Raw genomic sequence first — 23,331 nt, forward strand, 5'->3', positions numbered from 1 at the left:
AAGCGCCGCCACCAGCGGTAACTGCGGAGTAGCGTCTTGCGCGGCACGGCGGATGAAGGAGCGCACATGGAGCTGCATCTGTCGGGCAAGATCGCCGTCGTCACCGGGGCCAGCAAGGGGATCGGATTCGCGGTCACCAAAGCCCTCGTCGACGCTGGCGCGCATGTGGTAGCCGGGTCACGCACCCCAGGCAAGCAGCTGCCCCTGCTCGAGGAGAGCGGGCAGGTGTCGTACGTGTCGGTGGACCTTACCCGGCCCGGTGCCGCCGAAGAATTGATCGCCGCCGCGGCCTGCCGCGGCGGGATCGACGTGTTGATCAACAACGTCGGCGGCGCCACGGTTCGCGCCGGCGGACTCGTCGGCATTTCCGACGACGAATGGCGGAAGTCCTGGGAGCTGAACCTGATGGGCGTGGTGCGCCCGACGCGCGCGGCGCTGCCTGAGATCGAGCGGCGCGGCGGAGGTTCCATCGTCATCGTCAGCTCGATCAGCGCCTATGCCCCCGGCCCCAACACCTACGACTACTGTGCCGCCAAGGCGGCCGTCGCCAATTTCGCTAAGGCATTGTCAAAAGATCTGGCGCCAAAGAACATTCGCGTCAATTCGGTCAGTCCGGGTGCAGTGTCGACCGGCAAGTGGACGCAGCGGGGCGGGATGGCCGATGAGTTCGGTGCGATGAAAGGTCAGACGGCCGACGAGGTCAGGGCGGAACTCGCCAGCAGCGCACCGACGGGACGGTTCACCACTCCCGAAGAAGTCGCAGACCTCGTGTTGTTCCTGGCGAGCGGCCGCGCCGGAAATATCACCGGATCCGACTACCGGATCGACGGCGGCTACGTCGCCACCATTTGATTACGGAGGCACATGACGGAGCCGTCATGCGCTGGCCGATCATTTCGACAAAACGCGACATACCTCGTGGCCTGCCGAATAGCCTCGATCTAGGTTTGGGCCCACCCCACTGCCACACGGAATTCCGGCTCCGCCCTGTGCGATGCGCGGAAAGCGTTGCCGGAGAACTGTCCGATCGGCGAGACGGTCCTACCTGCCGGGCGGCCCACCGGGGGCTGCCTCCACAAAAAGGAACATCATGAGCCCGACCGAGCACCTCGACCGCAACACCGAGTCCAAACTGATGAAATTGGCCGCCAGAACCGTTCTCGCATCTGGGTTGGGAATGGCTGTCATGGTGCTGGCCGCGGTCACCGCCAACGCAGACCCCGCCCCGCCAAATCCCACGGGACCAAACCCCACCGCGGCCCAACATCCACACTCGGAGTCAGGGCTGTGTAATCAGGACAGCGCACCGCGTGGCGCCCCGGCGCCGCCCCCTGGGTACTGCGGGTAAGGGTCGACAAATGAACTGGACGACGTTAGTGGCCAATGCGCTCGTACCTCTCGCCTCGGTGATTTCGAGCGCCGCCGTCGCGATCTGGACCAAGCGCATCGACGCCAGGAACAAGGCGGAGGACCGCCGCCACGAACGTGTCCTCGACTTCGAGAAGCGGGCGGCCGATGACAAGAAGGCCGTGTTGAAGTCGCTGATCTCGGCGACCATTTACGTCAAGCGAGCAGCCCAGTACGAGGGTGCCGGCACCGCCGAGGAGATCGCCAGCCAGCGGCGCGCCGAGGCCATCCGGGAGCTCTATGACTTCCGCATGCGGCTGGGCCTCGACGACGGCGTAGCCGAGCTGATGGTCTATGCCGCTCCGCCGGTGCGCGACATGGTGAGTCTCCTGCTCGACGAGTGGGACCGTCAGTTCCGCGAACACGGCTATTCGCTGACCCAATTGGATTCGTGCAAGCGACAATTGGCGCAGACCACCGCGTGCCCCGCCCCACAGGAAGACGTCACCGTGTACTACGAGGGCGAACTGAAGTGGTCCGAGCTGAGAAAAGTGGAGACGGTGTGGCTGGACCGGTTGGGCAGGGAATCGGATCTGGACCTCGACGCACTCGTGGGCCTATGCGACCGCACCCTAGAGGCCGCGCATAAGGACTTGCGCGGCGGCTTCGGCCTCGAGTACTGATGCACGGAAAGCATCTCGTTGCCCGCAGGACTGCCGCCTGACCGGCGCTGAAGGTGGAGCGCCCTCGGCGGCCGCTTTATTGACCACCGAGAGCTAGCATCGCCACAGTGCTAGCCCCGCCGCGTTGCTTGAACACTGCCTACCCATCGCGCAGCTTTGCGGAAACATCCCCGCAGAGATTTCTCGTCTCCGGACGCTCGCGCCGCGAGATTGATTCACCCTCAGCGGATTTGAGCGTGAATGATCATCGCGCCACGGTCACGACGGGTACTGCGGGCAGTAGTACTCGATTGCCAGGTCCACGAACGCGGCGGCATTGGTAAAGAGCGCGACGCGGTCTGTCCGGGCAATCGCGTCGGTTGGCTGCCCATTCTTCCGGTCCGTGCAGACGGTCTGGGCAGTCTGAATCGGGTCTACGGACAGCGGCACCACGACGTTGTTGTCACGCAGGGCGACGAGGAAGCTGTCATCGTTCGGTGACGCGCTTGCGTGGCCAGGTATGCCGACGGCGACCACACAGCAGGCGATGGGGGCGGTTACGTACTTCCTCATGGGCGGTTCCCTTCGTCTCTGCACCAATGGTCACCAGCGGTGGTCTTTCCGCGCAACCGAATCTGCTTTCCCGCGTGCGTGTCTACGCCCCGCACGCGCCCGAGGGAGATGCGCTGAAGCGTAGCCTCGATGTTTCCGCGGTTGCAGTGCCTCGCAATTGCGCACCAGGTAAATCGTGCCGGAGCAATGTGATTCGGCCGCTGACACCGGTGGCCACGGGCAGTTGTGTTCCGGCGACATGACGGTCAGCCCTGTTCGGGACAGATATGGCGACCGATGTCGAGTAGCCCGCATTTAGGGCATCGTTGGGGGCTGGTCTGTTGCTCGTGATAGAGGGTGTGGAGGCCTTCGTTCTTGACGATGGCGCCGCATGTCAGGCATTCACGGAAGTACATGCCCCCGATGGAACAGGGCTTGTAGTAGATCAGCGGGCCGGTCATAAGCCGCACAGTACGCACCTGAGCGCCCGCGCCGGAGCGTTCTCGGCAGTTCTTTAAGTCGGGATGTTTCAAGGACCGGACCATGGTCTATCCGCGCCGCCGCCACATGACCGCACGTCCAACTGAGACTTGGTCGCCACGCTCAGGCTGGAACCAGTCGGCATTCTCTCGGCCAATGCTGACTCTGTCCGGCCCTAGGCCGACCTGTCGTACAGGTCGATGAAATGGTTCATGCCGATAAGCTTGCGTCGTTTTGGGCCGGTGATATAGCCGGTATACCTGCCTGCCCGTGGCGAATTCCCGGAACAACGCCAAATCCCGCGCAGGCGCCGCATCGCAGCTACAACGGGGTTTGCTGAATCTCCGGTTGCATACCTGACCATCTGTTAGCGTCCACGTGAACTACGGGTCGGGACCGTAGCTCAGGGGGTAACTGTCGGTGCTTCCGCAGCGACAGCCCACGCCTGGATGCCCAACGACGGCACCTGCGGCTACATCAACCCCAAGCCCCCACGGTGGCGGCTGGGTCTACGGCAACGGATACCCGCCGGGTTGGCACAACGGCTGCCACTGGAACGGCAGCTACCGCCGAGGCAACTGGTGCTAGCCCCAACCCATTGAGGAAAGAGAAACCGCATTGAAAACCACCCTCACCGCCCTCGCCGCCGGCGCACTTATCGCCTTCGCAATCGGTATCGCAGCCCCCGCCAACGCCGCCCAAGGCGGCTGGGACCACAACAGCCACCCAGCGCACGCATGGATCAAGATCGGCAACGCCGAGATGAAGCAGGCCGCGGGCTACCCACAGCGGCAATGCTTGTCGGCAGTCGGAGCCAACGCCGGCGCCGGCGAGAACCAGTTCATCGCGTGCGACAACCTGGTCGGTGGCGTACAGGCGGAATACCACGCCCACCCGAACGCAAGCGGGTACTGGGCCGACTGGTACACCAACGGTCAGTCACACCACGGTATGTGGTGACCGACATGACCAGCCGCAGCAGCCTTTTCGCGATCCTCGCCGCCAACGCAGTGACCGGCCTCGCCGTCGCCGCCGCAATCGCCATCGCCCCGGCCCATGCCTCGCCGTGCACTGAAGACTGCGGAGAAGGCCAAGCGCAGTACATGATGAACGACCTACGGGCCGGCGGTGTCGATCCCGGCAATGTCCAATACGCGGTGACCAGAGCTAAGGCCATCTGCTCCCGACTGAACGCGGGAGCCACCCGCGACCAGGTCCGGTCCACCGCCGGTGACGGGTCCGACCGGCAGACCGACATCGTGATCAACGCCGCGATCAAGTACTACTGCCCAGGAGTCAAAGCATGATGCGACACCCAATAGCGGCGGTCGCCGTCGCTACCGCCGGACTGGGTCTGGCACCACTGGCTCACGCCGACCAAACCCCCACGCTGGGCATCGCCAAGCCAGCGGGCTTGCCGTACGCGGAGGGGCTCGGCAGCCCACGGCCAGCAGGGTTCGACCTGGGAGGCACCGCCATGAGCACCATCCAGCACATCACGTGGGACTCGTGGGGCGGACCGCAGGCCACCGGCCACGGCAGTCGTCAAGCCGCGGCGATGCCGGCACCCGAACGGATCGATCTGGTGGCCAAGGATCTCGGCACGTGCGTCGGGCAACTGGTGTACCGGCAGATCGAGGAACGCGCCCCCGGCAGTAGTTCAGGGACAACCTTCGACATCTGCTGAGGGTTGTCCGAGATAATCAGCGACTCACTCGGCGAAATTGCCATCTCGCCCCGTTCCGGCCCGGCGTCACGGTTCTCATCGGTCGCCACCCCGAGTAGTTCCCACTACTGATAGCCAGGCAACTGGCTGCGCCCCCGCGACAACTGGGAAGTTAGCGAAAGGTTCGGACCGCCCTTGGACAGTAGGGGCGGCCCGAACAACTAGTTAGACGCGAATTCGCGGCCGGGTTCCGTGTAACGGGAGAGATCATGTTAGACCGTGTCGACGATGCCCGGCATGTCCAAGCCCGGCCCCCACGTTATCCGCGCCGCCTGCGCACGTGTCATGCCGCCGCAGATCTGTGTGCATATGAAGTGACCCATCCCGGCTGGGTCGGTACCGGTCCAGTCCCGATGTGATTTTAATTGTGGTCGTTTAGGAGCGATTGGTCGCCTGCGCGGGCGGGCGTCGCGACCCCAATCCCTGCGACCATAGACAGAAGAGCCAAAGTGGCTGTGCCGAAGCTACTTTTACGAGACGCCATGCTTTCAAGCTTCCATTAAAGTTGCGGCCGAATGGGAACGGTCTAGCTGGGTCGAGCGAGTCACCGGCAAGACCTGACGCAGTCTGGGTGTCGGCAGTGAGGACGCGTGTCGCGGCAATCACGGCTCCCTAGCCCGACTTGGTCTGCTAGGAATGCGGGTATGGGGTTATACGAGGACATGCAACGTCAGCAAGCAGCACTAAATGCGAAGGCTAAGCAACGTGTTGCTGCTGAGCAGGCGCGAAGTCGTCAACTGCAAGATGAGGCGTCCGAGAAGAAACGGTTTTTGAGTGACTTCGTGAGAGAAGCGCAGGCGCGCGGCATACGGCCAACTCGGATTCCGCTCTACTACGCCACTCCGGGCTTCAGATTTCACGAGAAGAAATCATCACAACTCGGATGGGTTGTCTACGTAACACGTAGCGGCAAAGCAAAATACGCTATCGGCGTCGACGGCGTTCTGTACGAAGGGCGCCCAGCGGAGAAGTCGGGTTGGGGTCATTCGAAGAAGCCCCATCCCGTCGAACAGGCCTACTTTCATCGCGTGCCGTGGGCAGATCTAACCCAAGTGCTGCTCGGACACCCGCCAGCCATGGAACCACCTAACGACTACGACTAGGACCCTCTTGCGCTGTAATTTCTGGCGTCGTTCACTTCATAGCTGGGGGCCGGGGGACGCAAAATCTCAGCAACGACCATCCGGACGAGCCAGAGGCTGCGGCGCGTTTTCGCCCACGAAATCCGCGCACACATTTGAACCAAAAATCGCTCGGCGAAAATGGCCGGGAGTCCTCGACTCTCCGTAGCACCCTCCCTCCCGAGATGTAACCACCCCCAACAAAATAGAGAGCACACTTGACGGTGGAGCATGGCCGAACTAGGTACACCTGCGGTGCCGCTGTGCGGATTGCAAGGCTGCCGAGCGCGACTATCAGCGTGAACGCTACCGGCGCCAGCGCAAGCTTCAAGTCGACCCGTCGCGACTCCCATTCATTTAATCCGCCGAATCGATTGGCGTTCAGTGGAACTGATGGGCGCTTCTAGTGGACGGTGCCGCGCGACGCTCGCCATAAAGTCAGGGGCCGAATTGGCGCCTCTAGATTGAATGGCAGGTCAGGCGGGGTTTCTAGCCCATAAACGGGCGTTGACCTGCCAACCCCTGCAAAATTCGCGCTGGCACACGATAACCGCACGTCATGGCCGTAGTGTGGCGTTTCACGCATTAGCCGAGACTCATCTGAGCCGGGTTCCACCCTGCGGAATGTCCCCGCCCCACCTAGACAATCTTGACCATGCAAACACCGCAAAGTCCGGCGATGCCGGAACTGTCACTACATCCATCCATCAACGAGGTAGCCCTGTGGCACGGGGTCGATCCCAGAACCGTTAGGCGTTGGCTTCGAGACGGACTCATCGAAGGTTACCGCCTCGGGCCGCGACTGATCCGCCTCGATCGGGACTCGGTGCTCAGCATGGGTCGCCCGGTTGGTAGCGCGCGTTGAGCGCGCAAGTGTCAACACATGCCGATGTGTTTGCTGGAATCGTAGGCGTATGTGTTGACACATACGCAAAACCTGTATGTGTCAACACATAAGCCGATAGAGGCGATGCCGGAGTGGGAGAAATGGTTGTTGCTGTGAGCTCGGTCGCCGGGTAGTGTCACCAGGCAGCGCGGGGCGACCGCCCCGTCAACGACCCTCACGGAGGACCCGATGCACACCGTTGAAGACATCATCGAAGCGGCAGCCCCCGCCGGCCAGACCGCAAGCTATGGATCAGTGCGGCGATCACGCCGTACGGCAACGATTACGGCCTGACGCGTCAGACAAACTATGTGGCCAACCGGCGCTACGTCGAAGCCCTGCTCAACAACCTCGACGCAATGCGAGAGGTCACCGACGGCAGTCGTTGTTGACTGGGATGCCGCGCGGACCCAGGACCGATGAGCGCCAACGTGATTCGCTGCGACCAGTGCCGCCGACGCGACGAGCTGTGGGCGATGGCGCGGTGAAGTTCTTTGACCGACTGTTTCGGCGACCCCCGCCAGCACCACGTAACCCCATCCTTGTCGACGGCTTCACTGACGGGCACCGCACTTGCGCTGTCTACCTACTCGACGGTGGCGGTGCCGAGGTCCGCGTAGATGACGGTGAGCTACGAAATCCACCGGCCGTCTCCTGGACGCTGGCCCGAGAGCAGGTCCGCTCCGGTGACGCATGGACGCCGCCAGAGGTTGGCCAGTGGATGCGCGACAGCCTGGTAGAGGCAATCAATCGCGCGCGAGAGCTGGCCGACAGCCTGGAAGGTGGCGCGCGATGACCGAACCGGATCCTCTAGCCGAGCCTCGGGCCACAGCCGCCGCGGAGTGCCGGGGCCATTGACCCGGGCGCGCCTCGCCGAGAGTGCCAGCGGTTGAGCAGCTTCCCTGTGGGAAGTGCTCCCGTTGTCGGCGGGGCCGCGGCGGCCTCCAACATCGACAGGAAAACCCAATTGAAGCTCGGTTTGCGACTGTGGGTGGTCGGACGAAGCGCGGGCGGTCCAAAGCTCTGCAGCCCTTTGTCACGGCGCCGCAATGGCAGTATGGCAACCCTAGATTGCCTGCCCGCCTGCGACTTCCAGCGCCGACGGCATCCTGCACGCCTCATGCCCGTAGCGCCATGAGACCCCGCCGCAACCGGGCTGTGCCTGCGGGGTGTACTCATCGCCGGGCGCGGGACGCGCACGCGATGCCGTCGTGGTCCTTATCGAGTGCAGGCCGGTAGGCTGGGTCATCCGCTGGTATGTTCCAGCGGCCATCCTTATGGGCTTCGGCGCAGTTTTTGTAGTAGACCGCTGGCCGGCTCGGAATGGTGGTCGGGTGGGTGGATCGGGATCGGGGAAGGGACACGCCTCGCCTAGCCAGGGCCACGATGACGATTACCACACACGCCAAGATGATGGCGATCAGTATCCAGGCGATCACACGCGCCAGCCGATCACGCGCCTTCTCACTCAGGGCCAGCCGCCGCTTTAGCTGACACAGGCTGGGCATCAGTGCAAAGTGTCCGGACAGAGGTCCCGCTGAGCTGTGGCGACGATGCCCGGCAGGTCCAGTCCCGGTCCCCATGACATGCGTCCAGCTTCTTCCGGTGACATCCCGCCCCGGATTTGCGTGCACACGAAGTGACCCATGCCGAGTGGGTCTGTAACCGGCCCAGTCCCGATGTGGTTCGTGTTGAGATCGTTTAGGAACGCTTGGTCATCTGCGCGGGCAGGCGCCGCGAGCCCGATAGTGATTGTCGCCGCAACCGCCAACGTAGTTGTGGCGATAAAAGATGGACGAGTCAACATGCGCTCCAAATCCCCATTGGACGTTCGTGTTTCGCGACGTGCCCGATTCGTCGATGTGAGCCTATGCGCTTGGCCGCGTATTCACACCCCAAATTGTGGAAAACCCCCGCGGCGAGATGCAGGTCGGGATAGTGTGCCTCCGAATCGCTACGGGGTGTGGGGGCAGATTATGGACATGATGAAGACCGCTCTACTGGCGGCAGCCTGCCTTGCCCTGCTGGTCGGTTGCGACAGCGGCCACCGGCAGGCTAGCAAGGGCGACAATGACAATCATGCGGCCCCGCAAGCGCCGGGCCAAGTATCACTTTACGGTCTGCCCAACTCGCCGCCGAGTTGCCCATCGGGAACCCGAACGGTCGATTCGGTTAAGTACACCGGCGCGTACGTCCCGCAAACGTATCTTCACTCTATCGGTGTTCGCACTCCGGTTTTCTGCAATGACATGACTGACGACGCGCTGGTGGCGATCGGTCAACAACTTGCCCAGCAGAACCAGAATGTATGCACCTACCTAACAAGCGACCACGGACTGAGCAACATTCCGCGCGATGTGGAGCTGGACTTTCGCAACAAAGTGGCCGACCGGATAAAGGATAAGTTGGTCGCTGCTGCGTTTTTTCAGCCCCAACGGAGCGACATGATCAGCCGTGCCGAGGTAGTCGAGGATATGAGTAACGCGGTGCTTGTGAACTTCTGTCCTAACTCCTAAATATTTTACTGAATTCCGTTGCACAGCAACATAATTGCGATAGATTCAAGGGTGATCACCCCGCCCCTAGGCCCGCTCGAAAGTCTGCGTGGCGGCTCGCTTGGTGACCTTGGTCGCGGATTTCCCCCTCCGTGCGGGCTGCGACTTTTTTTGGACGTACTGCGCCAACGCGCAAACGCACAGGTCAGATAGGATTTCATGGATACAACGCTATTGCGGCCAGCGCCGCCGAGAGGACTCCGAAAACGCTCAAAAGCACTGTGGCGCAGTATAATCGAAATATGCGAACCGAATCCAGCCGAGTTGGCGATTTTCCACGAATTATGACGAAATCGACGTTTTAAGGGCCGTTTTAGCGCGATCTGAGCCTGTCGTCACCGGCTCGACAGGACAGCCGCGGCCCAATCGCTGTATGGCGAACTTCGCCGACACCGCGAGCTGGCGGACCGCCTGGCTCGCACGCTGGCGGTGCCAAGCGGTGACACCGACGCCGAATTGAGGAGATACCCGTGAGGCGGCGACGCCAGCCGCCCGACGATTGCGATTGCGGCGAATGCCGCCTTTGGCGGATTCGATTGCAGCGATGGGAGCGGCGGCTTCGCGACTGTTCCGACGCGCCACCAGAGCCGGACCCGGGCCGGCGGCACAACTAGCGCAGCCTCGACTCCTTCTGGCCTAAACAGCGTCAAAGCCGAGACAGCCGTACGGTTTTCGGGCAAACTGCTGTTGTATGGGTGAGCTGCCGACGATCGTAGTGTTGTTGATTGCGGCCACTTTCATCGCCGCCTGTGGTAGCTCCACGCCTGCGGCGACATCTACGGAGACGATCACCGTGTCGCCGCCATCACGACGGCGGCACAGCCGCCTGTTACGCCAGCCCCGGCCTTAACTACAGCAGCAGCCCCAACGGACGGCGTTCACTCCGAGCTGATCAATGTCACACTGCCGCCCGGAACAGTGCCGGCGTGCTGCGGGAAGTATGCGGGCCAAGAAATGTGGCTTGTTACGACGCCCTACCAGTACACAGTCCAAAGCCTTCGTCAGCAGCTGCCGATCTTCCACGACTACCAGGGTGTGCGGTGGTGCAACCAGGAGGTCAACGGCAAGATCGGCTTCACCGAATGGAATTGGATGGACGACAAGAACATCACCCAAGTCCATATCAACGAGACAGGCCAAGTCACCATCTTGCGGCAACCAGACGACGAAGGACGGTACGGCTGCGACACGTCATAAGGAACCAAGCGCAGCGGGCTTCAAATGGCGCGAATGTCAGTCCATTCCAGTGACAAGCAGTGCCCCGGCGAGACGGCGTGTGTCTCCGATAACTCGTTGCAACTCTGCCATCACCATGAAAATGGGAGTTTCGTTAGGCTGTTGGCCCGCCATGACCGTGGTGTTCCGGAAGTCGCTCTCAGCTTTTGGGCCGTTCAGCGCGGCCGCGGTAACTCGGTCCAGGGCGTTGTGTAGCTGGTTGTTATTGGTCAGCAAGTGTGCACCTGAGATCTCCGCGGTGAGATCACTTGCGAGCACGGCGAGCTGCTTGCTGATCGGTTTGAGCGCATCGTCGCGGTCCTGTCGACTGGTTCCACTTAGGATGCGCGGCGTCTCCGCGACCAGGGTTGCAAGTTCGTGCGCGTAGGCGTTGGCGGCTCGCGAGACCCTGATCAGGGCAAGCTTGAACTCCTGCTCACGCAGACTGAGGCGCTGGACTCGGGCGATTTCGCGCTGGGCGTCTAGCTCGGCCTTGTGTCGATCGTCGGCGGCTTTCATCTCTGCGGCGTGCAAATCGCGTGCCGACTTCAGCTCTCCCTCGAATTGCTCGGCCGCATCGATCCTTGCCTGCTCGGCTTGGCGGCGGATGACCAGCGACTGCCATAAGGCAACGACGACCGCGAGCAGCGTGCCCGCTGCGCCAAACGCTTCGGCTACGTTGCCCCAGTTGGTTTCTGTGTAATGCCCGTGGAGTTCGACGGTCTGCTTCACCACGATGAGGACCAAGATCAGGGCCAGGACCGCGCATGTGGGGACTAACCAAGTCGCGTTCGTCGCGCACCACGACACTGCCGTCTGATACCGGTTGAGCGATGGCTTGGGCTGCGTGGCCGATGCGTTCTCGGGCGCTTCGCTCACACGACGCACACTAAAAGCCATAGCGGGCAGTTGTGTGGCGCCGCGCCGCGCGCGCTGGCCGAATTACTATTGCATGGCTATTGCATGACCCGCAGTAAGGGCAGCTAACAATGCGGCCTGAACTGCAATAATGCCGGTGCGCGATACTGGGATTGAACCAGTGACCTCTTCCGTGTCAGGGAAGCGCTCTCCCGCTGAGCTAATCGCGCCGGGAAATCAACTGGAGGTGGAGACGGGAATCGAACCCGTGTGCACGGCTTTGCAGGCCGTTGCCTCACCACTCGGCCACTCCACCGTTGGGGTCCACGCCACTTGCACCTTCGAGCGGATGACGGGATTCGAACCCGCGACCCTCACCTTGGCAAGGTGATGCGCTACCAACTGCGCTACATCCGCGCGCCTCGGACGAGATCGTCGCCCGGTGCGAAGCACGACGATAGTCCACGTGAGCGGGCACATACAAATTTCTTGGTACAAGCCGTGTCCAGGCTATCGCGCCGACCTGCCACACGATGCGGCCGGTATTGTCGGGGGCTGGCGCGTGCTAGTCTTCGACGTCGTTCGCCGTCTCGGCGCCGGTCCCGTGGCTCAGTGGGAGAGCGTCCGCTTCACACGCGGAAGGTCGCTGGTTCGATCCCAGCCGGGACCACAAAGGTTGGCCAGCCCACATAGGCCACTTCACCGTCCTGGCCGGCCCAGGCCGCCCGCGCCAACGGCCGAGAACCGCCCCACTGACCACGCTGCCCTTGCCTAATCGCGTCCCTTCAGCGACCATGAGCTGCGTGAGTAAGGTAACCCTAACTACGGAGCTGCCGATCCCGGTCGAGACCGCCTCCGCTTTGGCGCGCAAGCCCGAGCTGATGCGGCATGTCCTCAGCCCGGTGTTGCGGGCTTACCGCCTCGACGTCCCCGAGCGCATCGAGGTCGGCACCCAGGGATCGGCGCGGCTCTGGTGGTTCGGCGTGATCCCGGGCTGGACCCACCACCTCACCATCAAGCGGCTCGAGCCGACCGAGATCTACACCAACGAGCACGGTGGCCCGGTCCGCACCTGGAACCACCGGTTGACGTTCGAACCCATTGACGACCGCAGCTGCCGCTACACCGACGAGATTGAGACGGACGACGGCGTGCACGGGCTCCTGACCCGCGCCTTCGTCCGGGTCATGTTTCGCCACCGGCACCGACGATGGCGCAAGCTCGCGCAGATCCTGCACTGACGGCGCACGGACGCCCCGCATCAGACGGTGCGGTTCGAGTCGCTCAGCCCCGCCGATACCGTACGAGCTACAGTAGCCGCGTCGCGGCGCGGCGCATTTGCGGCGACGCCGACCTGAAAGGAGCCCCGTGGCGCAGACACCGCAGAGCAGCCCCCGTCCACCCGAAGGCGATTGGCTGGGTACGCCGTACTTGCGCTTCGAACGCCAGGGCCCGATTGCGGTCTGCACCATCGACCGACCAGACGCACGCAACGCGTTGAGCCCGGCGATGTATTTCGGAATCCGTTATGCGGTAGGACGTCTCAACGAAGACCCGGACTTGGCCGGGCTGGTGCTCACCGGAACCGGCGACGTCTTCGCGCCCGGCGGTGACATGGGCGGCGGGGGAGGCGAGGACAACTGGATCACCTTCGGTTCCGCGCTGGGCATGGACGTGACCCCGTTCGACGCGGTCCGCACCTCGGGCAAGCCCATCGTCTCGGCGGTCAACGGGCTATGCCAGGGCGGCGGATTCCAGATCGCGCTGTGCAGCGACCTGTCGGTGGTGAGCGATCGGGCGACCTTCCGGGTGCCCGAGCTATTCCGCGGCTACGCCGACACCTACTACAGCCAGATGCTCGCCCGGGTGATCGGACCGGTGCGCACCCGCGACCTCATGTTCACCGGACGGGTGCTCACCGCGGTCGAAGCCCTCGACTGGGGCCTGGTCACCCGGGTGGTTCCACATGAGGGTCTGCTGGATGCGGCGAAAGACCTACTCGCACAATGCTGTCGGACCGCCCCCCGCGCCCGCGGCGTCATCAAGTCCAGCATCGACAGCTATCTGGGCCTCTATGACCGGATCGGCATGGCGGCCAGCCTGTCCGACGCCGAGGCCATCGAGGGGTTCCGCTCGTTCAAGGAACGTCGCTCACCCGACTGGGTGCACCCCGAATTGCGCGTCGAGGGGCGCCTATAAGTCGATCCACTCGCCGTGGGACGCAACCTTCAGCACGTTGCTGATGCCGGCCTGATCGAACGCCGCGACGAATTCGTCGACGCCCTCGGTGAAATGGGCCCAGCCGTCGACGTGGGCGGGAATCACCGTGTCGGCGTCCAGCAGTTCGGCCGCGGCGGCCGCACGCGCCGCGGTCAGCGTCAGCGGCCGTCCGCGTTCCTTGGTGGGCACGCTCGCGGCGCCGGCGAACAGCACGGCGACGTCGACCCGGCCGACGCGATCGGCGACGTCTTGGACCGCGGCCATCGAGGCGTTGTCCCCACTGAGGTACACCGTCGGCAGCCCGGGCCCGGACAGCACGAAACCCGTCACCTCGCAGTTGACGTGGCCGCCGGCGTCGCGCTGCCCGTCGGCCGGACCGTGCACTGCCGGAACCGCTTGCACGGCAAGCGATCCGCCGTCGAATTCGTAGGACTGCCACGGCGCCAATCCGATTGCCGGCGTTCCGAGACGCCCCGCGGCACCGGGATGGGTGAGCAGCAGCGGCGCGGCCAGCGCCATCCGGCGGCCGTCGTCATCGAAATTGTCGGGATGCTGGTCGTGGCTGACCAGCACCGCGTCCACCGGCCCCAGCGCCGCGGCGCTCACCGCGGGACCGGTGAGCTTGGTCAGGTAGTCGTGCACCCCAGGCGGATCGAACGTCGGGTCCATGACGATCCTGCGGCCCGCGATGTCGATCACCGTGGTCGGTCCGCCCAGCACGCTGATCGCACAGTCGCGGCGTGCCGCACCCACGCGAGTGCTCATATGCCGCGTGCCCGGTCGCGCCAGAACGGCTCCCGCAGCTGAGTTTTCAAGATCTTTCCGCTCGCGTTGCGGGGCAGCTCCGGCACGAAGTCCACGGTGCGCGGACATTTGAAGCCGGCCAGATGCTGTCGGCAGAATTCGATGATGTGCTTCGCGTCCGTTGCGCCGTCGCTTACCACGATCGCTTTGACGGATTCGCCCCAGAAGTCGTCGGGCACCCCGATCACCGCGGCGTCCAAGACGGCGGGATGTTCGATGAGCACGCTTTCCACCTCGGGGCCGTACACGTTCTCGCCGCCGGTGATGATCATGTCCTTGATGCGGTCTTCGATGTAGACGTAGCCGTCGCTGTCCAGGCGCCCGATGTCGCCCGTGCGAACCCAGTGGTCGGCGGTGATGGTTTCGGCCGTCGCCTCCGGCCGGTTGAGGTAACCGGTCATGTTCTGGTTGCTGCGCACCCACACCTCGCCGGATTCTCCGGTCGGCAACGGCTCTCCGGATTCGGGATCGACGACGCGAATCTCGCAGCCCAACACCGCCTTTCCGGCCGCCAGCTGCAGCTCCGGTCTCGCGGCGTCGCGGTGATCGTCGTCGGACAGCGCGGTGACCGCGCCGCACAGTTCCGTCTGCCCGTACACCTGCACGAACTTCGTCTCGGGCCAGGTGGACAACGCTCGATGCAGCAACGGCAGCGGCATCGGCGCGGCGCCGTACACGATGTAACGCAGGCCGGCGATGGCCGCGGTTGCCGCCTCACCGGCGTCCAGGAACCGGGCGATCACCGGCGGGACGAAGAACGCGTGGGTTGCTCCGGCCCGCACCGCGCCGATCAGCGTGGCGGCATCGGGTTCGCGAGTCATGAATGTCGGTGCACCGGAACGGATTCCAAACAGCGCATAGCCGATTCCGCCGACGTGGAACAGCGGCATGGCCACCAGGTTCGCGTCGCCCTCGGCGAACGGAAACGCCGGGGCCAGGTTCGACGCGTGATTGACCAGCGCACGCTGACTGAGCAGCACGCCCTTGGGGCGGCCGGTGGTGCCGGAGCTGTATATCACCAACGCCGTCTCGTTCTCGTCGACGGTCGGGTCGGGGCGCGTCGGTGCCGCCGCGGCGAGCAGCGATTCGTACTCGTCGCCGATCTCGATGATGCGGTTGACGCCCGGTACCCGCCCGGCGGCCGCCTCGGCCGCGCCGCGCAACTCGGCGCCGACCAGCAGCACGCGGGCGCCGCTGTCGGCCAGCACGTGGACGAGTTCGTCGCCGATCACCCGCCAGTTGACGACGGTGGTGACGACGCCGATGGAGGCGTCGGCAATGAGCACTTCGAGGCAGGCGGGGTGGTTCTTGTCCAGGAAGGCCACGCAGTGGCCCCGCTCGAGACCCGCGGCGCGCAGCGCCCCGGCCGTGCGGCGAATCCGCGAACTCCACTCGGCCCAGGACCACTGGCGTTCGCCGAAGCGAATGGCGATCGCGTCGGGACTGTGCTGTGCGTGGCTTTCGACGATGCCGGCGAGCGTCTCCGCCGCGCCGGTCCTCGTGTCGCCTGGTGGCATGAACCCCTCCGCGTTCGATGTGTTTCCGTCTGTAATACGTGGTCGGTCCCGCGGCCGCGACGCCGACCCTCGCCCGCGCGGATGGTCAGCGCCTCAATCCATGGAGCCGATCATCATTCCACCGTCGCCGGCGGCCTGGGTGGTGGCGCTGCTGTCCTGCCGGAAGTCGATGAACGCCGATCGGCCGTTCGAGGTGTTCAACAGCTCGGTGAACGTGCCGATCACCGGAATCGTGCCCTGCGGGTTCACCACCGTCGCGGTGTAGTTGACGGAGGCTTCCTGCTGAAAGTTGGGGCCGGGCAGCGCCTTGACGTCGGGCGGCGCCAGTCGGTTCACATCGGTCAGGATGGCCGAGGCGTTGCCGGTGAATTGGTCGATGTCGGCCTGCAGGAGCCCTGCGGCATCGGTTCCGCCGGCGGGCTTGACGGTGATCCGCAGTTGCGCGCTGGTGTCGGCGTTGTTCAGCGCCACCCAGTTCGGGCCGCGATGCCCCAGCGTCCAGCCGGGCGCGGGGGTGACGGAGACGCCCTGGGCGATGGCGATCGCGTCGTCGGACGTCAGCGTTATCGCGACGGTGCGTTCGGCCCGGTCGGGGGTGAAGTTAAGGGCCGCGATCACCGCGACCGCGCTCGCCGTTCTCAGTCGCCATCGGGACCGACGGGCGAGCGCCCGAGGCTGAGTGATTGACATCGTTGTTCCTAACGCCGTCGTCGCTGCGAAATTCGCCGGTGGAAACATCGTCCTCCAGCGGCCCCGGCAATGTCCAAGGCGGGCATGCCGATCGAGCCAATTTGTAAAGCCAACGGCGCGAACGTGTGTCACCATGACGGGGCCGACCGGCCCGACGACCCAGACAAGGATTCGACATGGTGAACCCCGAGCGCGCCCGTTCCCGCACCTTCGTCGTGACCGGCGCCGCGTCGGGAATCGGGCTGGCCACCGCGCGGCGACTCTTGGCCGAGGGCGGCACCGTGGTCGGGGCCGACCTGGCCGCCCCACCCGACGACCTGGGCCCGCGGTTCACCTTCGTGTCCGCCGACGTGACCGACGAAGCCGCCATCGCCGCGGTGCTGGCCGCGGTGCCGGGCCGCCTCGACGGCCTCTTCCACGCCGCCGGTGTCGCCGGGGGAGGTCCGGTGCACCTGCTGGACCGCGCCGAATGGGACCGCGTGATCGGCATCAACCTCACCGGCACCTTCCTGGTGGCCAAGGCCGCCCTGGCCAGGATGATCGACCAACCCCGGGCCGACGGCGAACGCGGCTCGATCGTGACCGTCGCCAGCGTCGAAGGTCTGGAGGGCACCGCCGGTGGCAGTTCGTACAACGCGGCCAAGGGCGGCGTCGTGCTGCTCACCAAGAACATCGCGCTCGACTACGGGCCCAGCGGCATCCGGGCCAACACCATCTGTCCCGGTTTCATCGAAACGCCCATGGCGCACAGCGTTTTCAGCATCCCCGGGATGGAGGGCCCGCTGGCCTCCATCACCAAGGAGCACGCCCTGCAGCGGCTGGGGCGGCCGGAGGAGATCGCCGCCATGGCCGCCTTCCTGCTTTCTCCCGATGCCTCGTTCGTCAGCGGCCAGGCCCTTGCCGTCGACGGCGGCTACACCGCCGGTCGCGATCACGGTGTCGTCGAACTCTTCGGCTTTCCCGACTGATCCAACTAAGATTCGTCCATGAGCGGTGGACTTACTCCTGACAAGGCGATCGAGGCGATCCGGGGCGCCGGGGGAGCCCAGCCCGGCTGTCGCGCATTGCACGCCAAAGGGACCCTGTATCGCGGCACGTTCACCGCCACCCCCGACGCGCTGATGCTCTCGCGCGCACAACATCTCGATGGTTCGACCGTCCCGGCGCTGATTCGCTTCTCCAATGGGTCGGGCAATCCCGAGCAGCGCGACGGCGCGTCCGGCGTGCGCGGGATGGCGGTGAAGTTCACCCTGCCCGACGGCTCCACCACCGATGTCTCGACCCAGACCGCCCGGCTGTTCGTCTCCAGCACTCCCGACGGCTTCATCGATCTGCTCAAAGCGATGCGGCCCGGCCTCACGACGCCGCTGCGCATGGCCAAACACCTGCTTTACCATCCGAAACTGCTCGGCGCGCTGCCCATCCTGCGCGAGGCGAGCCGGGTCCCGGCCAGCTACGCCACCACCGAATACCACGGGTTGCACGCCTTCCGCTGGATCGCCGCCGACGGAAGCGCCAGATTCGTTCGCTACCACCTGGTTCCGAGTGCATCCGAGGAATACCTGTCCGGGTCCGATGCCCATGACAAGGATCGAGACTTCCTGACCGACGAGCTGAAGGAGCGGCTGGACGGCGGGCCCGTGCGGTTCGACTTCCGGGTGCAGATCGCCGGGCCCACCGACTCGACGGTGGACCCGTCGGCGGCCTGGCAGAGCACGCAGATCGTCACCGTCGGCACGCTGACGATCACCGGGCTGGACACCGAGCGTGAGCACGGCGGCGACATCGTGGTGTTCGACCCGATGCGCGTGACCGATGGCATCGAACCCTCCGACGATCCGGTGCTGCACTTTCGGACTCTGGCGTATTCGGCCTCGGTCAAGCTGCGCACCGGTGTCGAACGCGGTGCAGAAGCTCCGCCGGCCTGACCGGAGTGCGCTCGGGGCGATGGTCGCCTCGCGCCGAAATCGGCGGCGCGTTAAGGTTTTTCTTCGGTGTCGCCATTTCAGATGTTCCTCATATGCCTGGCCGGGCTGGGTGCTGGCGCGATCAACGCCCTGGTCGGGTCCGGCACCCTGATCACCTTCCCCACTCTGGTCGCGCTCGGCTTTCCGCCGGTGACGGCCACGATGTCGAACGCGACGGGTCTAGTCGCCGGCAGCGCGTCGGGCACCTGGGGATATCGCGCCGAGCTGCGTGGCCAGTGGGATCGGCTGCGATGGCAGCTTCCGGCGTCGCTGGCGGGCGCGATAGTGGGCGCCTACCTGTTGCTGCATCTGCCCGAGAAGGTGTTCGCCGAGATTGTGCCGGTGTTGCTGGTACTGGCGCTGGTGCTGGTGGTGATCGGGCCGCGGATCCAGGCGTGGACGGCCCGCCGCGCCGTGGGGGCACCCGCCGCTTGCGGGGGAGAGTCGGAACGCTCGCCCGAGCACGTCAGCGCCCGCCGGATGGCGACACTGGTGTTCGGCACCTTCGCCGTCGGCGTTTACGGCGGCTACTTCACCGCCGCGCAAGGGATCCTGCTGGTCGGCCTGATGGGCGCCCTGCTGCCGGAGTCGGTGCAGCGCCTGAACGCGGCCAAGAACCTGTTGGCCCTGGTGGTGAATGTGGTTGCCGCCGTTGCGTATACGTTGGCGGCATTCGACCGGATCAGCTGGCCGGCCGCCGGCCTGATCGCGGCGGGCTCACTGGTCGGCGGCCTGCTCGGGGCGCGTTATGGACGCCGGCTGTCGGGCAACGCGCTGCGTGCCGTCATCGTGGTCGTGGGCCTGATCGGCCTGTATCGCCTGCTCGCCGTGGCCTGACGAGAGGCCCGGTGCGGCAACGGGATTGACCCGCTGAAGGTGCGCCTCAACTGAGCGTGGCCGTGGCGGCCTCGGCGACGACGTCGCGCACCTCGCCGCGTTTGCGCCACGCCCGCAGCTGACGCATCGCCCCGTTACCGCCGGAGATCACGCGATCGAGTTCCTTGATGACGCGGTCATATTCGCCCAGCGCCTCCAGCGCGGGCCGCACTCGCCGCACCAGCACACGCAATTGCTCACTCGCCGGCACCGCACCGCGGCCGTCAATCAAATCCAAGGTGCGGCCGGACAATCCGTCGTGTGCTGCCTTCCAGTACGCCGCGCGTAGCGCACCGGGCGGGAGTCGCCGGGCGTCATCGGGTGAGTCGAGCGCGGTCATCACCGCCGCCCTGATCAGGGTGGCAAGCAGCACGGTCTCGGCGGCGGTGGCCGGCACGTCGGCCACCCGGACCTCCACCGTCGGGAAATCCGCCGAAGGGCGTACGTCCCAATAGATCATGTCCTTGTCCAAGATCACCCCGGTGTCGACCAACATGCGCACCGCTTCGTCGTACTCGTCGGGCGAGGCGAAGAACGGCGGCGCTCCAGCCGCGGGCCAGCGCCGCCACAACACGCTGCGCCAGCTGGCGTAGCCGCTGTCCGCGTTGCGGTACACCCGCGAATTCGCCGACAGCGCAAGCAAAGACGGCAGCCACGGCCGCAGCCAATTGCTGACGTGAATTGCTGCGGCACGGTCGGGCACCTGCACGTGCACGTGGCATCCGCAGATGCCCTGCTCGTGCGCGACCATTCCGAACTCTTCACCCATCTTGCGGTAGCGCGGGGTGTCGGTGACGGGGAACTCGTGCGGCGTGGTCGGCGGGAGCCCGCACGCCAGCAGTCGGACGCCGGCGTCTGCGGCGGCCTGCGCCGCGGTGCGCCGCAGCCGGGTCAGCTCCGCACCGAGTTCGGCGCTGGTCGACGCCACCTGCGAGGTGGTCTCCACCTGGCAACCGCTCAGTTCGAGCTGAAGCTTGATGCCCCGCCGCTCGGCTTCCGCGGCGACCGCGGCGTTGCGCGCGGCGGGCTCGCCGGTTTGTGGGTCGACGAGGAGGAATTCTTCCTCGGCACCAAAAGTGGGATGCTCGCCCATGAGCCGATTACGGCTCGGGGCGCTACCAGCGGGCGGCCGCCGACAGGGCGGAGTCGACGGTCGGGTAGATCGGCAGCACGCCGCTGAGACCGCAGGCGTCGACGATGCGCGCGACGGTCGGCGCGCAGCTCACCACGCGCAGGTCGATGCCGCGTTTCTGGCAGCTCTTCGCCGCTTCGGCCAGCACCTCGAACGCGCAGCAGCCCATGAAGTCGAGTCCGGTGACGTCGACGACGAAGGGACCGGGCGCGGTGACGCCGCTGGCCGCCTCGGACACCAGGTGGCGCCAGGTGTCCTCGTTGCAGGCATCGATCTCGCCGCCGGCATAGATCACGACCGACGGGCCCCTGCGATCCGCGGTCGCCCGCAGCGTGGAGTTAGGGTCGCCCAGCTCGTAGACGAGTTTTGTGCTCAGCGTCAAATGACTGGTGGGCATCGCTTCAATGACAGAATTCATGGTGGTGGACCCCCTGATCGACAGGCGCAGAGACGCCTCGATGGATGCCCGTCCTAATGTCTGAAGACAGACTGTTGCCTACGTGAATCTCTTTTCTATAACGAGACAGGACGGTCTGTCTACCGGCGGGGGCCTAAGAGTACGTTAAGTCCGGTATGACAACACCCGATGTCGAAACTCCCACCGCGTCGCCTCGCGAACGCGTTCTGACTGCCGCATATGAGCTGTTCAGCCGGCGTGGCATCCGCGCGGTGGGCACCGATGAGGTGATCGCACGGGCCGGTGTCGCCAGGGCGACGCTGTATCGCCATTTCGCGACCAAGAATGCCCTGGTGCTGGCCGTGCTGGAGCGCCGAGAGGAGGTCTGGACCCGCGGTTTGATCGAGGAACAGTCGCGACGGCGCGGCGACACCCCCGAGCAGCAGTTGCTGGCGATCTTCGACGTCATGCACGACTGGTTTCAGCTCCGCGACGGCTACGAGGGCTGCTCGTTCATCAACGTGCTGCTCGAACTCGGACCCGATCACCCGGCCGGTCAGGCCTGCATCGTCCACATCGACCACGTCCGCGACATCGTGCGGCGCCGCGCCGTGGCGGCCGGTTTGACCCACGTCGAGGACTTCGCCTCGTCCTGGCACATCCTGATGAAGGGCGCGATCATTCTGGCCGCCGTCGGAGATTTGGACGCCGCGCTGCGCGCCCGCAAGATGGCTCTCGCTTTGATCGACGAACACCGGCCGCCCTCGGGGGCGGCCGTCTAGTCAGACGGGGTCGGACGCGGTTGTGCCGGCCTTGCGGTGATGTTCGGCCTCCAATTCCGCGATCATCCGGGATGTGCGTTCCCGCAACAGGATCGCGGCAGTCAGCCCCGCCACGACGGCGATCACCAGGCCGATCCAGGAGAATCGTTCCAGCCAGCGTTCGGCCGCGATTCCGGCGTAGTACACCAGCGCGGTCGTGCCGCCCGCCCAGCAGATCGCGCCCGACACGTTGGCCGCCAGGAACCGGGGATAGTGCATCTTCAGCGCCCCCGCCAGCGGGCCGGCCAAAATCCGTAGCAGCGCGATGAACCGGCCGAGGAAGACGGCGCGAACACCCCAGCGGTTGAACAGCTTTTCGGCAAGCGCGACGTGCCCGGGACCGAAATGTTTCGGAAACCGTCGGCCGAGCCGGTCGAAAAGCGGCATGCCGAATCGGCGTCCGATCGCGTAGCCGATCGAATCGCCGATCACCGCGCCGATCACCGCGGCGACGCCGACCCCGAGTGGGTTGACGGCCAGGTCATGGTGCGACGACATCAGCGCGGCGGTGACCAGCACGATCTCGCCCGGCAGGGGGATGCCCAGGCTCTCGATCCCGACCACACCGCCGACCACCAGGTAGACCGTGATCGGCGGAATCGAGTGCAGCAGGGGCTCCAGATTCATGCGTCAAGGATGCCTGACCGGTCGCGGATCCGTGGCTTAAGGTGTGCGCTTGAGTTCGCTCGGGGTGCGCAACCCCTCCAGCCGCGGGCGTTTGGGTTCGAGCCCGTCGTACGACGACATGCCGCGCAGGCGCCGCCAGATCCACGGGACGAAGCTTTCCCGCGTCCAGCGCAACTGCTCGTACGTGCCGGCCGCGAAGGAACGCTGAGTGGGATTGAGGCCGCCGAGTGCCCAATCATGGTTGGTGTCAGGCAAATCCAGCGCCTCGGCGGCCGCGGCGGCAAAAAGTATGTGCCCCTTGGTCGATGCGTGCACCCGGTCGATGGCCCAGGTGTCCAGCTCGCGCATCGAGGGCGCGTTGTACAGGTCGACGAGCCGGAAGCCGTAGCGCTGGGCGGCGGCGGTGATGGCCCCGTTGATGCGGGTCAGCCGCCCCGCCACCAGCCGTCCGAGCGGGAGGAACTGGGCGACGTTCGGAAAGGTCGTCGTCACCACCGTCGCGCCCGATTCGGCCAGTGCGGCGTAGATTTGCTCCAGGTCGGCCAGCGCGGGAGCGAAGGAGCGTCCGGGCTGGATGACGTCGTTCATCCCTGCGCAGACGGTGATCAGATCGGGCTGCATCGCCAGAGCCTGCGGAACCTGCTCGGTGAGCACGTGGCTGATCCGCTTTCCGCGGATCGCGAGGTTGGCGTATTGCAGGCCGGGATAGAGCGAATCGATCATCATCGCGAGCCGGTCGGCGAAGCCCAGCAGGCCGACGGTGTCGTCGCCGTCCCACAGGCCTTCGGTCTGGCTGTCACCGATGGCGACGAAACGGTGGTATCCAGCGTGAGTAGCCCCGCTCACGATGCCGAGAATAACCGAAGCCGCGCCCATTA

General features: G+C 65.2%; 26 protein-coding genes and 4 tRNA genes. 15 read left to right on the forward strand and 15 right to left on the reverse strand.

What is annotated here, in order from left to right; all coding sequences use genetic code 11:
* Positions 1 to 66 precede the first annotated feature (66 nt).
* Both AC5Y30_RS15585 and AC5Y30_RS15590 read left to right on the forward strand, forming a co-directional pair.
* Positions 67 to 852, forward strand: coding sequence for an SDR family NAD(P)-dependent oxidoreductase (locus AC5Y30_RS15585; protein WP_499919507.1), 786 nt, complete (start codon positions 67 to 69; stop codon positions 850 to 852).
* A gap of 506 nt (positions 853 to 1,358) precedes the next feature.
* Entirely contained in the window at positions 1,359 to 2,030 is a 672-nt protein-coding gene (locus tag AC5Y30_RS15590) for a hypothetical protein (RefSeq protein WP_499919510.1), read from the forward strand.
* A gap of 258 nt (positions 2,031 to 2,288) precedes the next feature.
* On the opposite strand, the gene AC5Y30_RS15595 is transcribed toward AC5Y30_RS15590, so the two are convergent.
* Both AC5Y30_RS15595 and AC5Y30_RS15600 read right to left on the reverse strand, forming a co-directional pair.
* Positions 2,289 to 2,582: a DUF732 domain-containing protein gene (locus AC5Y30_RS15595; protein WP_499919513.1), complete on the reverse strand. Its 294-nt coding sequence runs from the start codon at positions 2,580 to 2,582 to the stop codon at positions 2,289 to 2,291.
* A 245-nt stretch (positions 2,583 to 2,827) separates the two neighbouring features.
* The gene (locus AC5Y30_RS15600; protein ID WP_499919515.1) at positions 2,828 to 3,022 is read right to left on the reverse strand and encodes a hypothetical protein; all 195 of its coding nucleotides are present in this window, start codon (positions 3,020 to 3,022) and stop codon (positions 2,828 to 2,830) included.
* A 637-nt stretch (positions 3,023 to 3,659) separates the two neighbouring features.
* Between AC5Y30_RS15600 and AC5Y30_RS15605 the strand changes: the two genes are divergently transcribed.
* The 4 genes from AC5Y30_RS15605 (at position 3,660) to AC5Y30_RS15620 (ending at position 5,870) form a co-directional block, all read left to right on the forward strand.
* On the forward strand, positions 3,660 to 4,001 hold the full coding sequence (locus tag AC5Y30_RS15605; protein ID WP_499919517.1) for a hypothetical protein: 342 nt from the start codon (positions 3,660 to 3,662) through the stop codon (positions 3,999 to 4,001).
* Positions 4,002 to 4,006: 5 nt separating this feature from the next.
* The gene (locus AC5Y30_RS15610) at positions 4,007 to 4,348 is read left to right on the forward strand and encodes a DUF732 domain-containing protein (protein ID WP_499919519.1); all 342 of its coding nucleotides are present in this window, start codon (positions 4,007 to 4,009) and stop codon (positions 4,346 to 4,348) included.
* Positions 4,345 to 4,728, forward strand: a complete 384-nt coding sequence (locus AC5Y30_RS15615) for a hypothetical protein (protein ID WP_499919520.1) — start codon at positions 4,345 to 4,347, stop codon at positions 4,726 to 4,728. Before AC5Y30_RS15610 ends, AC5Y30_RS15615 begins: the two co-directional genes overlap by 4 nt.
* A 683-nt stretch (positions 4,729 to 5,411) precedes the next feature.
* On the forward strand, positions 5,412 to 5,870 hold the full coding sequence (locus AC5Y30_RS15620) for a hypothetical protein (protein ID WP_499919521.1): 459 nt from the start codon (positions 5,412 to 5,414) through the stop codon (positions 5,868 to 5,870).
* A 2,079-nt stretch (positions 5,871 to 7,949) separates the two neighbouring features.
* Here the strand turns inward: AC5Y30_RS15620 and AC5Y30_RS15625 are convergent.
* Positions 7,950 to 8,357: an excalibur calcium-binding domain-containing protein gene (locus AC5Y30_RS15625; RefSeq protein ID WP_499919524.1), complete on the reverse strand. Its 408-nt coding sequence runs from the start codon at positions 8,355 to 8,357 to the stop codon at positions 7,950 to 7,952.
* A complete protein-coding gene (locus AC5Y30_RS15630; protein ID WP_499919827.1) occupies positions 8,282 to 8,581 on the reverse strand; it encodes a DUF732 domain-containing protein in 300 nt (99 codons plus the stop codon). The genes AC5Y30_RS15625 and AC5Y30_RS15630 overlap by 76 nt, the downstream gene beginning before the upstream one ends.
* 175 nt (positions 8,582 to 8,756) lie before the next feature.
* Between AC5Y30_RS15630 and AC5Y30_RS15635 the strand changes: the two genes are divergently transcribed.
* On the forward strand, positions 8,757 to 9,290 hold the full coding sequence (locus AC5Y30_RS15635; RefSeq protein WP_499919525.1) for a hypothetical protein: 534 nt from the start codon (positions 8,757 to 8,759) through the stop codon (positions 9,288 to 9,290).
* Between the two features lie 993 nt (positions 9,291 to 10,283).
* Positions 10,284 to 10,526 carry a hypothetical protein gene (locus AC5Y30_RS15640; protein ID WP_499919526.1) on the forward strand — a complete coding sequence of 81 codons (243 nt, stop codon included), beginning with the start codon at positions 10,284 to 10,286 and terminating at the stop codon, positions 10,524 to 10,526.
* Positions 10,527 to 10,562: 36 nt separating this feature from the next.
* Here AC5Y30_RS15640 and AC5Y30_RS15645 read toward each other — a convergent pair whose 3' ends face one another.
* The 4 genes from AC5Y30_RS15645 to AC5Y30_RS15660 all read right to left on the reverse strand — a co-directional run bounded on the left by AC5Y30_RS15645 (position 10,563) and on the right by AC5Y30_RS15660 (position 11,819).
* Positions 10,563 to 11,423, reverse strand: a complete 861-nt coding sequence (locus tag AC5Y30_RS15645) for a hypothetical protein (protein WP_499919527.1) — start codon at positions 11,421 to 11,423, stop codon at positions 10,563 to 10,565.
* Positions 11,424 to 11,560: 137 nt separating this feature from the next.
* Positions 11,561 to 11,632 (reverse strand) — tRNA-Val (locus AC5Y30_RS15650).
* A gap of 12 nt (positions 11,633 to 11,644) precedes the next feature.
* Positions 11,645 to 11,718 (reverse strand) — tRNA-Cys (locus tag AC5Y30_RS15655).
* 28 nt (positions 11,719 to 11,746) lie between these two features.
* Positions 11,747 to 11,819: transfer RNA gene (locus tag AC5Y30_RS15660), tRNA-Gly, on the reverse strand.
* Positions 11,820 to 12,000: 181 nt separating this feature from the next.
* Here AC5Y30_RS15660 and AC5Y30_RS15665 point away from each other — a divergent pair.
* The 3 genes from AC5Y30_RS15665 (at position 12,001) to AC5Y30_RS15675 (ending at position 13,601) form a co-directional block, all read left to right on the forward strand.
* Positions 12,001 to 12,072: transfer RNA gene (locus AC5Y30_RS15665), tRNA-Val, on the forward strand.
* Between the two features lie 133 nt (positions 12,073 to 12,205).
* Entirely contained in the window at positions 12,206 to 12,643 is a 438-nt protein-coding gene (locus AC5Y30_RS15670) for an Rv1443c family protein (RefSeq protein ID WP_499919529.1), read from the forward strand.
* A 127-nt stretch (positions 12,644 to 12,770) separates the two neighbouring features.
* On the forward strand, positions 12,771 to 13,601 hold the full coding sequence (locus AC5Y30_RS15675) for an enoyl-CoA hydratase/isomerase family protein (RefSeq protein WP_499919531.1): 831 nt from the start codon (positions 12,771 to 12,773) through the stop codon (positions 13,599 to 13,601).
* Here the strand turns inward: AC5Y30_RS15675 and AC5Y30_RS15680 are convergent.
* The 3 genes from AC5Y30_RS15680 to AC5Y30_RS15690 all read right to left on the reverse strand — a co-directional run bounded on the left by AC5Y30_RS15680 (position 13,596) and on the right by AC5Y30_RS15690 (position 16,510).
* On the reverse strand, positions 13,596 to 14,387 hold the full coding sequence (locus AC5Y30_RS15680; RefSeq protein ID WP_499919532.1) for an MBL fold metallo-hydrolase: 792 nt from the start codon (positions 14,385 to 14,387) through the stop codon (positions 13,596 to 13,598). The genes AC5Y30_RS15675 and AC5Y30_RS15680 overlap by 6 nt on opposite strands.
* A complete protein-coding gene (locus tag AC5Y30_RS15685) occupies positions 14,384 to 15,943 on the reverse strand; it encodes a long-chain-fatty-acid--CoA ligase (RefSeq protein ID WP_499919533.1) in 1,560 nt (519 codons plus the stop codon). The genes AC5Y30_RS15680 and AC5Y30_RS15685 overlap by 4 nt, the downstream gene beginning before the upstream one ends.
* Positions 15,944 to 16,036: 93 nt before the next feature.
* Complete coding sequence (locus AC5Y30_RS15690) at positions 16,037 to 16,510, reverse strand: hypothetical protein (RefSeq protein WP_499919828.1); 474 nt, start codon at positions 16,508 to 16,510, stop codon at positions 16,037 to 16,039.
* Positions 16,511 to 16,809: 299 nt separating this feature from the next.
* Between AC5Y30_RS15690 and AC5Y30_RS15695 the strand changes: the two genes are divergently transcribed.
* The 3 genes from AC5Y30_RS15695 (at position 16,810) to AC5Y30_RS15705 (ending at position 19,437) form a co-directional block, all read left to right on the forward strand.
* Positions 16,810 to 17,601, forward strand: coding sequence for an SDR family NAD(P)-dependent oxidoreductase (locus AC5Y30_RS15695; RefSeq protein ID WP_499919534.1), 792 nt, complete (start codon positions 16,810 to 16,812; stop codon positions 17,599 to 17,601).
* Positions 17,602 to 17,619: 18 nt separating this feature from the next.
* Positions 17,620 to 18,561 (forward strand): catalase family peroxidase, encoded by a 942-nt coding sequence (locus AC5Y30_RS15700; protein WP_499919535.1) that lies wholly within the window; start codon positions 17,620 to 17,622, stop codon positions 18,559 to 18,561.
* Positions 18,562 to 18,642: 81 nt separating this feature from the next.
* Positions 18,643 to 19,437, forward strand: a complete 795-nt coding sequence (locus AC5Y30_RS15705; RefSeq protein WP_499919829.1) for a sulfite exporter TauE/SafE family protein — start codon at positions 18,643 to 18,645, stop codon at positions 19,435 to 19,437.
* Positions 19,438 to 19,483: 46 nt separating this feature from the next.
* Here AC5Y30_RS15705 and AC5Y30_RS15710 read toward each other — a convergent pair whose 3' ends face one another.
* Positions 19,484 to 20,569, reverse strand: a complete 1,086-nt coding sequence (locus tag AC5Y30_RS15710) for a glutamate--cysteine ligase 2 (RefSeq protein ID WP_499919536.1) — start codon at positions 20,567 to 20,569, stop codon at positions 19,484 to 19,486.
* A gap of 22 nt (positions 20,570 to 20,591) precedes the next feature.
* The gene (locus AC5Y30_RS15715; protein WP_499919537.1) at positions 20,592 to 21,026 is read right to left on the reverse strand and encodes an anti-sigma factor antagonist; all 435 of its coding nucleotides are present in this window, start codon (positions 21,024 to 21,026) and stop codon (positions 20,592 to 20,594) included.
* 155 nt (positions 21,027 to 21,181) lie between these two features.
* Here AC5Y30_RS15715 and AC5Y30_RS15720 point away from each other — a divergent pair, with 155 nt between their 5' ends.
* On the forward strand, positions 21,182 to 21,787 hold the full coding sequence (locus AC5Y30_RS15720) for a TetR/AcrR family transcriptional regulator (RefSeq protein WP_499919538.1): 606 nt from the start codon (positions 21,182 to 21,184) through the stop codon (positions 21,785 to 21,787).
* On the opposite strand, the gene AC5Y30_RS15725 is transcribed toward AC5Y30_RS15720, so the two are convergent.
* Both AC5Y30_RS15725 and AC5Y30_RS15730 read right to left on the reverse strand, forming a co-directional pair.
* Positions 21,788 to 22,453, reverse strand: a complete 666-nt coding sequence (locus AC5Y30_RS15725; RefSeq protein WP_499919539.1) for a DedA family protein — start codon at positions 22,451 to 22,453, stop codon at positions 21,788 to 21,790.
* A 36-nt stretch (positions 22,454 to 22,489) separates the two neighbouring features.
* Positions 22,490 to 23,299 carry an SGNH/GDSL hydrolase family protein gene (locus AC5Y30_RS15730; protein WP_499919830.1) on the reverse strand — a complete coding sequence of 270 codons (810 nt, stop codon included), beginning with the start codon at positions 23,297 to 23,299 and terminating at the stop codon, positions 22,490 to 22,492.
* Between the last annotated feature and the right edge of the window lie 32 nt (positions 23,300 to 23,331).

This window comes from Mycobacterium sp. NGS27, from assembly GCF_059813005.1.

Coding starts and splice junctions, on each gene's coding strand:
- AC5Y30_RS15585 (WP_499919507.1), top strand. CDS start 67: ATGGAGCTGCATCTGTCGGGCAAGATCGCCGTCGTCACCGGGGCCAGC.
- AC5Y30_RS15680 (WP_499919532.1), bottom strand. CDS start 14,387: ATGAGCACTCGCGTGGGTGCGGCACGCCGCGACTGTGCGATCAGCGTG.
- AC5Y30_RS15720 (WP_499919538.1), top strand. CDS start 21,182: ATGACAACACCCGATGTCGAAACTCCCACCGCGTCGCCTCGCGAACGC.
- AC5Y30_RS15705 (WP_499919829.1), top strand. CDS start 18,643: ATGTTCCTCATATGCCTGGCCGGGCTGGGTGCTGGCGCGATCAACGCC.
- AC5Y30_RS15725 (WP_499919539.1), bottom strand. CDS start 22,453: ATGAATCTGGAGCCCCTGCTGCACTCGATTCCGCCGATCACGGTCTAC.
- AC5Y30_RS15625 (WP_499919524.1), bottom strand. CDS start 8,357: ATGGGGACCGGGACTGGACCTGCCGGGCATCGTCGCCACAGCTCAGCG.
- AC5Y30_RS15595 (WP_499919513.1), bottom strand. CDS start 2,582: ATGAGGAAGTACGTAACCGCCCCCATCGCCTGCTGTGTGGTCGCCGTC.
- AC5Y30_RS15695 (WP_499919534.1), top strand. CDS start 16,810: ATGGTGAACCCCGAGCGCGCCCGTTCCCGCACCTTCGTCGTGACCGGC.
- AC5Y30_RS15635 (WP_499919525.1), top strand. CDS start 8,757: ATGATGAAGACCGCTCTACTGGCGGCAGCCTGCCTTGCCCTGCTGGTC.
- AC5Y30_RS15700 (WP_499919535.1), top strand. CDS start 17,620: ATGAGCGGTGGACTTACTCCTGACAAGGCGATCGAGGCGATCCGGGGC.
- AC5Y30_RS15630 (WP_499919827.1), bottom strand. CDS start 8,581: ATGTTGACTCGTCCATCTTTTATCGCCACAACTACGTTGGCGGTTGCG.
- AC5Y30_RS15685 (WP_499919533.1), bottom strand. CDS start 15,943: ATGCCACCAGGCGACACGAGGACCGGCGCGGCGGAGACGCTCGCCGGC.
- AC5Y30_RS15640 (WP_499919526.1), top strand. CDS start 10,284: ATGTGGCTTGTTACGACGCCCTACCAGTACACAGTCCAAAGCCTTCGT.
- AC5Y30_RS15610 (WP_499919519.1), top strand. CDS start 4,007: ATGACCAGCCGCAGCAGCCTTTTCGCGATCCTCGCCGCCAACGCAGTG.
- AC5Y30_RS15620 (WP_499919521.1), top strand. CDS start 5,412: ATGGGGTTATACGAGGACATGCAACGTCAGCAAGCAGCACTAAATGCG.
- AC5Y30_RS15715 (WP_499919537.1), bottom strand. CDS start 21,026: ATGAATTCTGTCATTGAAGCGATGCCCACCAGTCATTTGACGCTGAGC.
- AC5Y30_RS15600 (WP_499919515.1), bottom strand. CDS start 3,022: ATGACCGGCCCGCTGATCTACTACAAGCCCTGTTCCATCGGGGGCATG.
- AC5Y30_RS15615 (WP_499919520.1), top strand. CDS start 4,345: ATGATGCGACACCCAATAGCGGCGGTCGCCGTCGCTACCGCCGGACTG.
- AC5Y30_RS15590 (WP_499919510.1), top strand. CDS start 1,359: ATGAACTGGACGACGTTAGTGGCCAATGCGCTCGTACCTCTCGCCTCG.
- AC5Y30_RS15710 (WP_499919536.1), bottom strand. CDS start 20,569: ATGGGCGAGCATCCCACTTTTGGTGCCGAGGAAGAATTCCTCCTCGTC.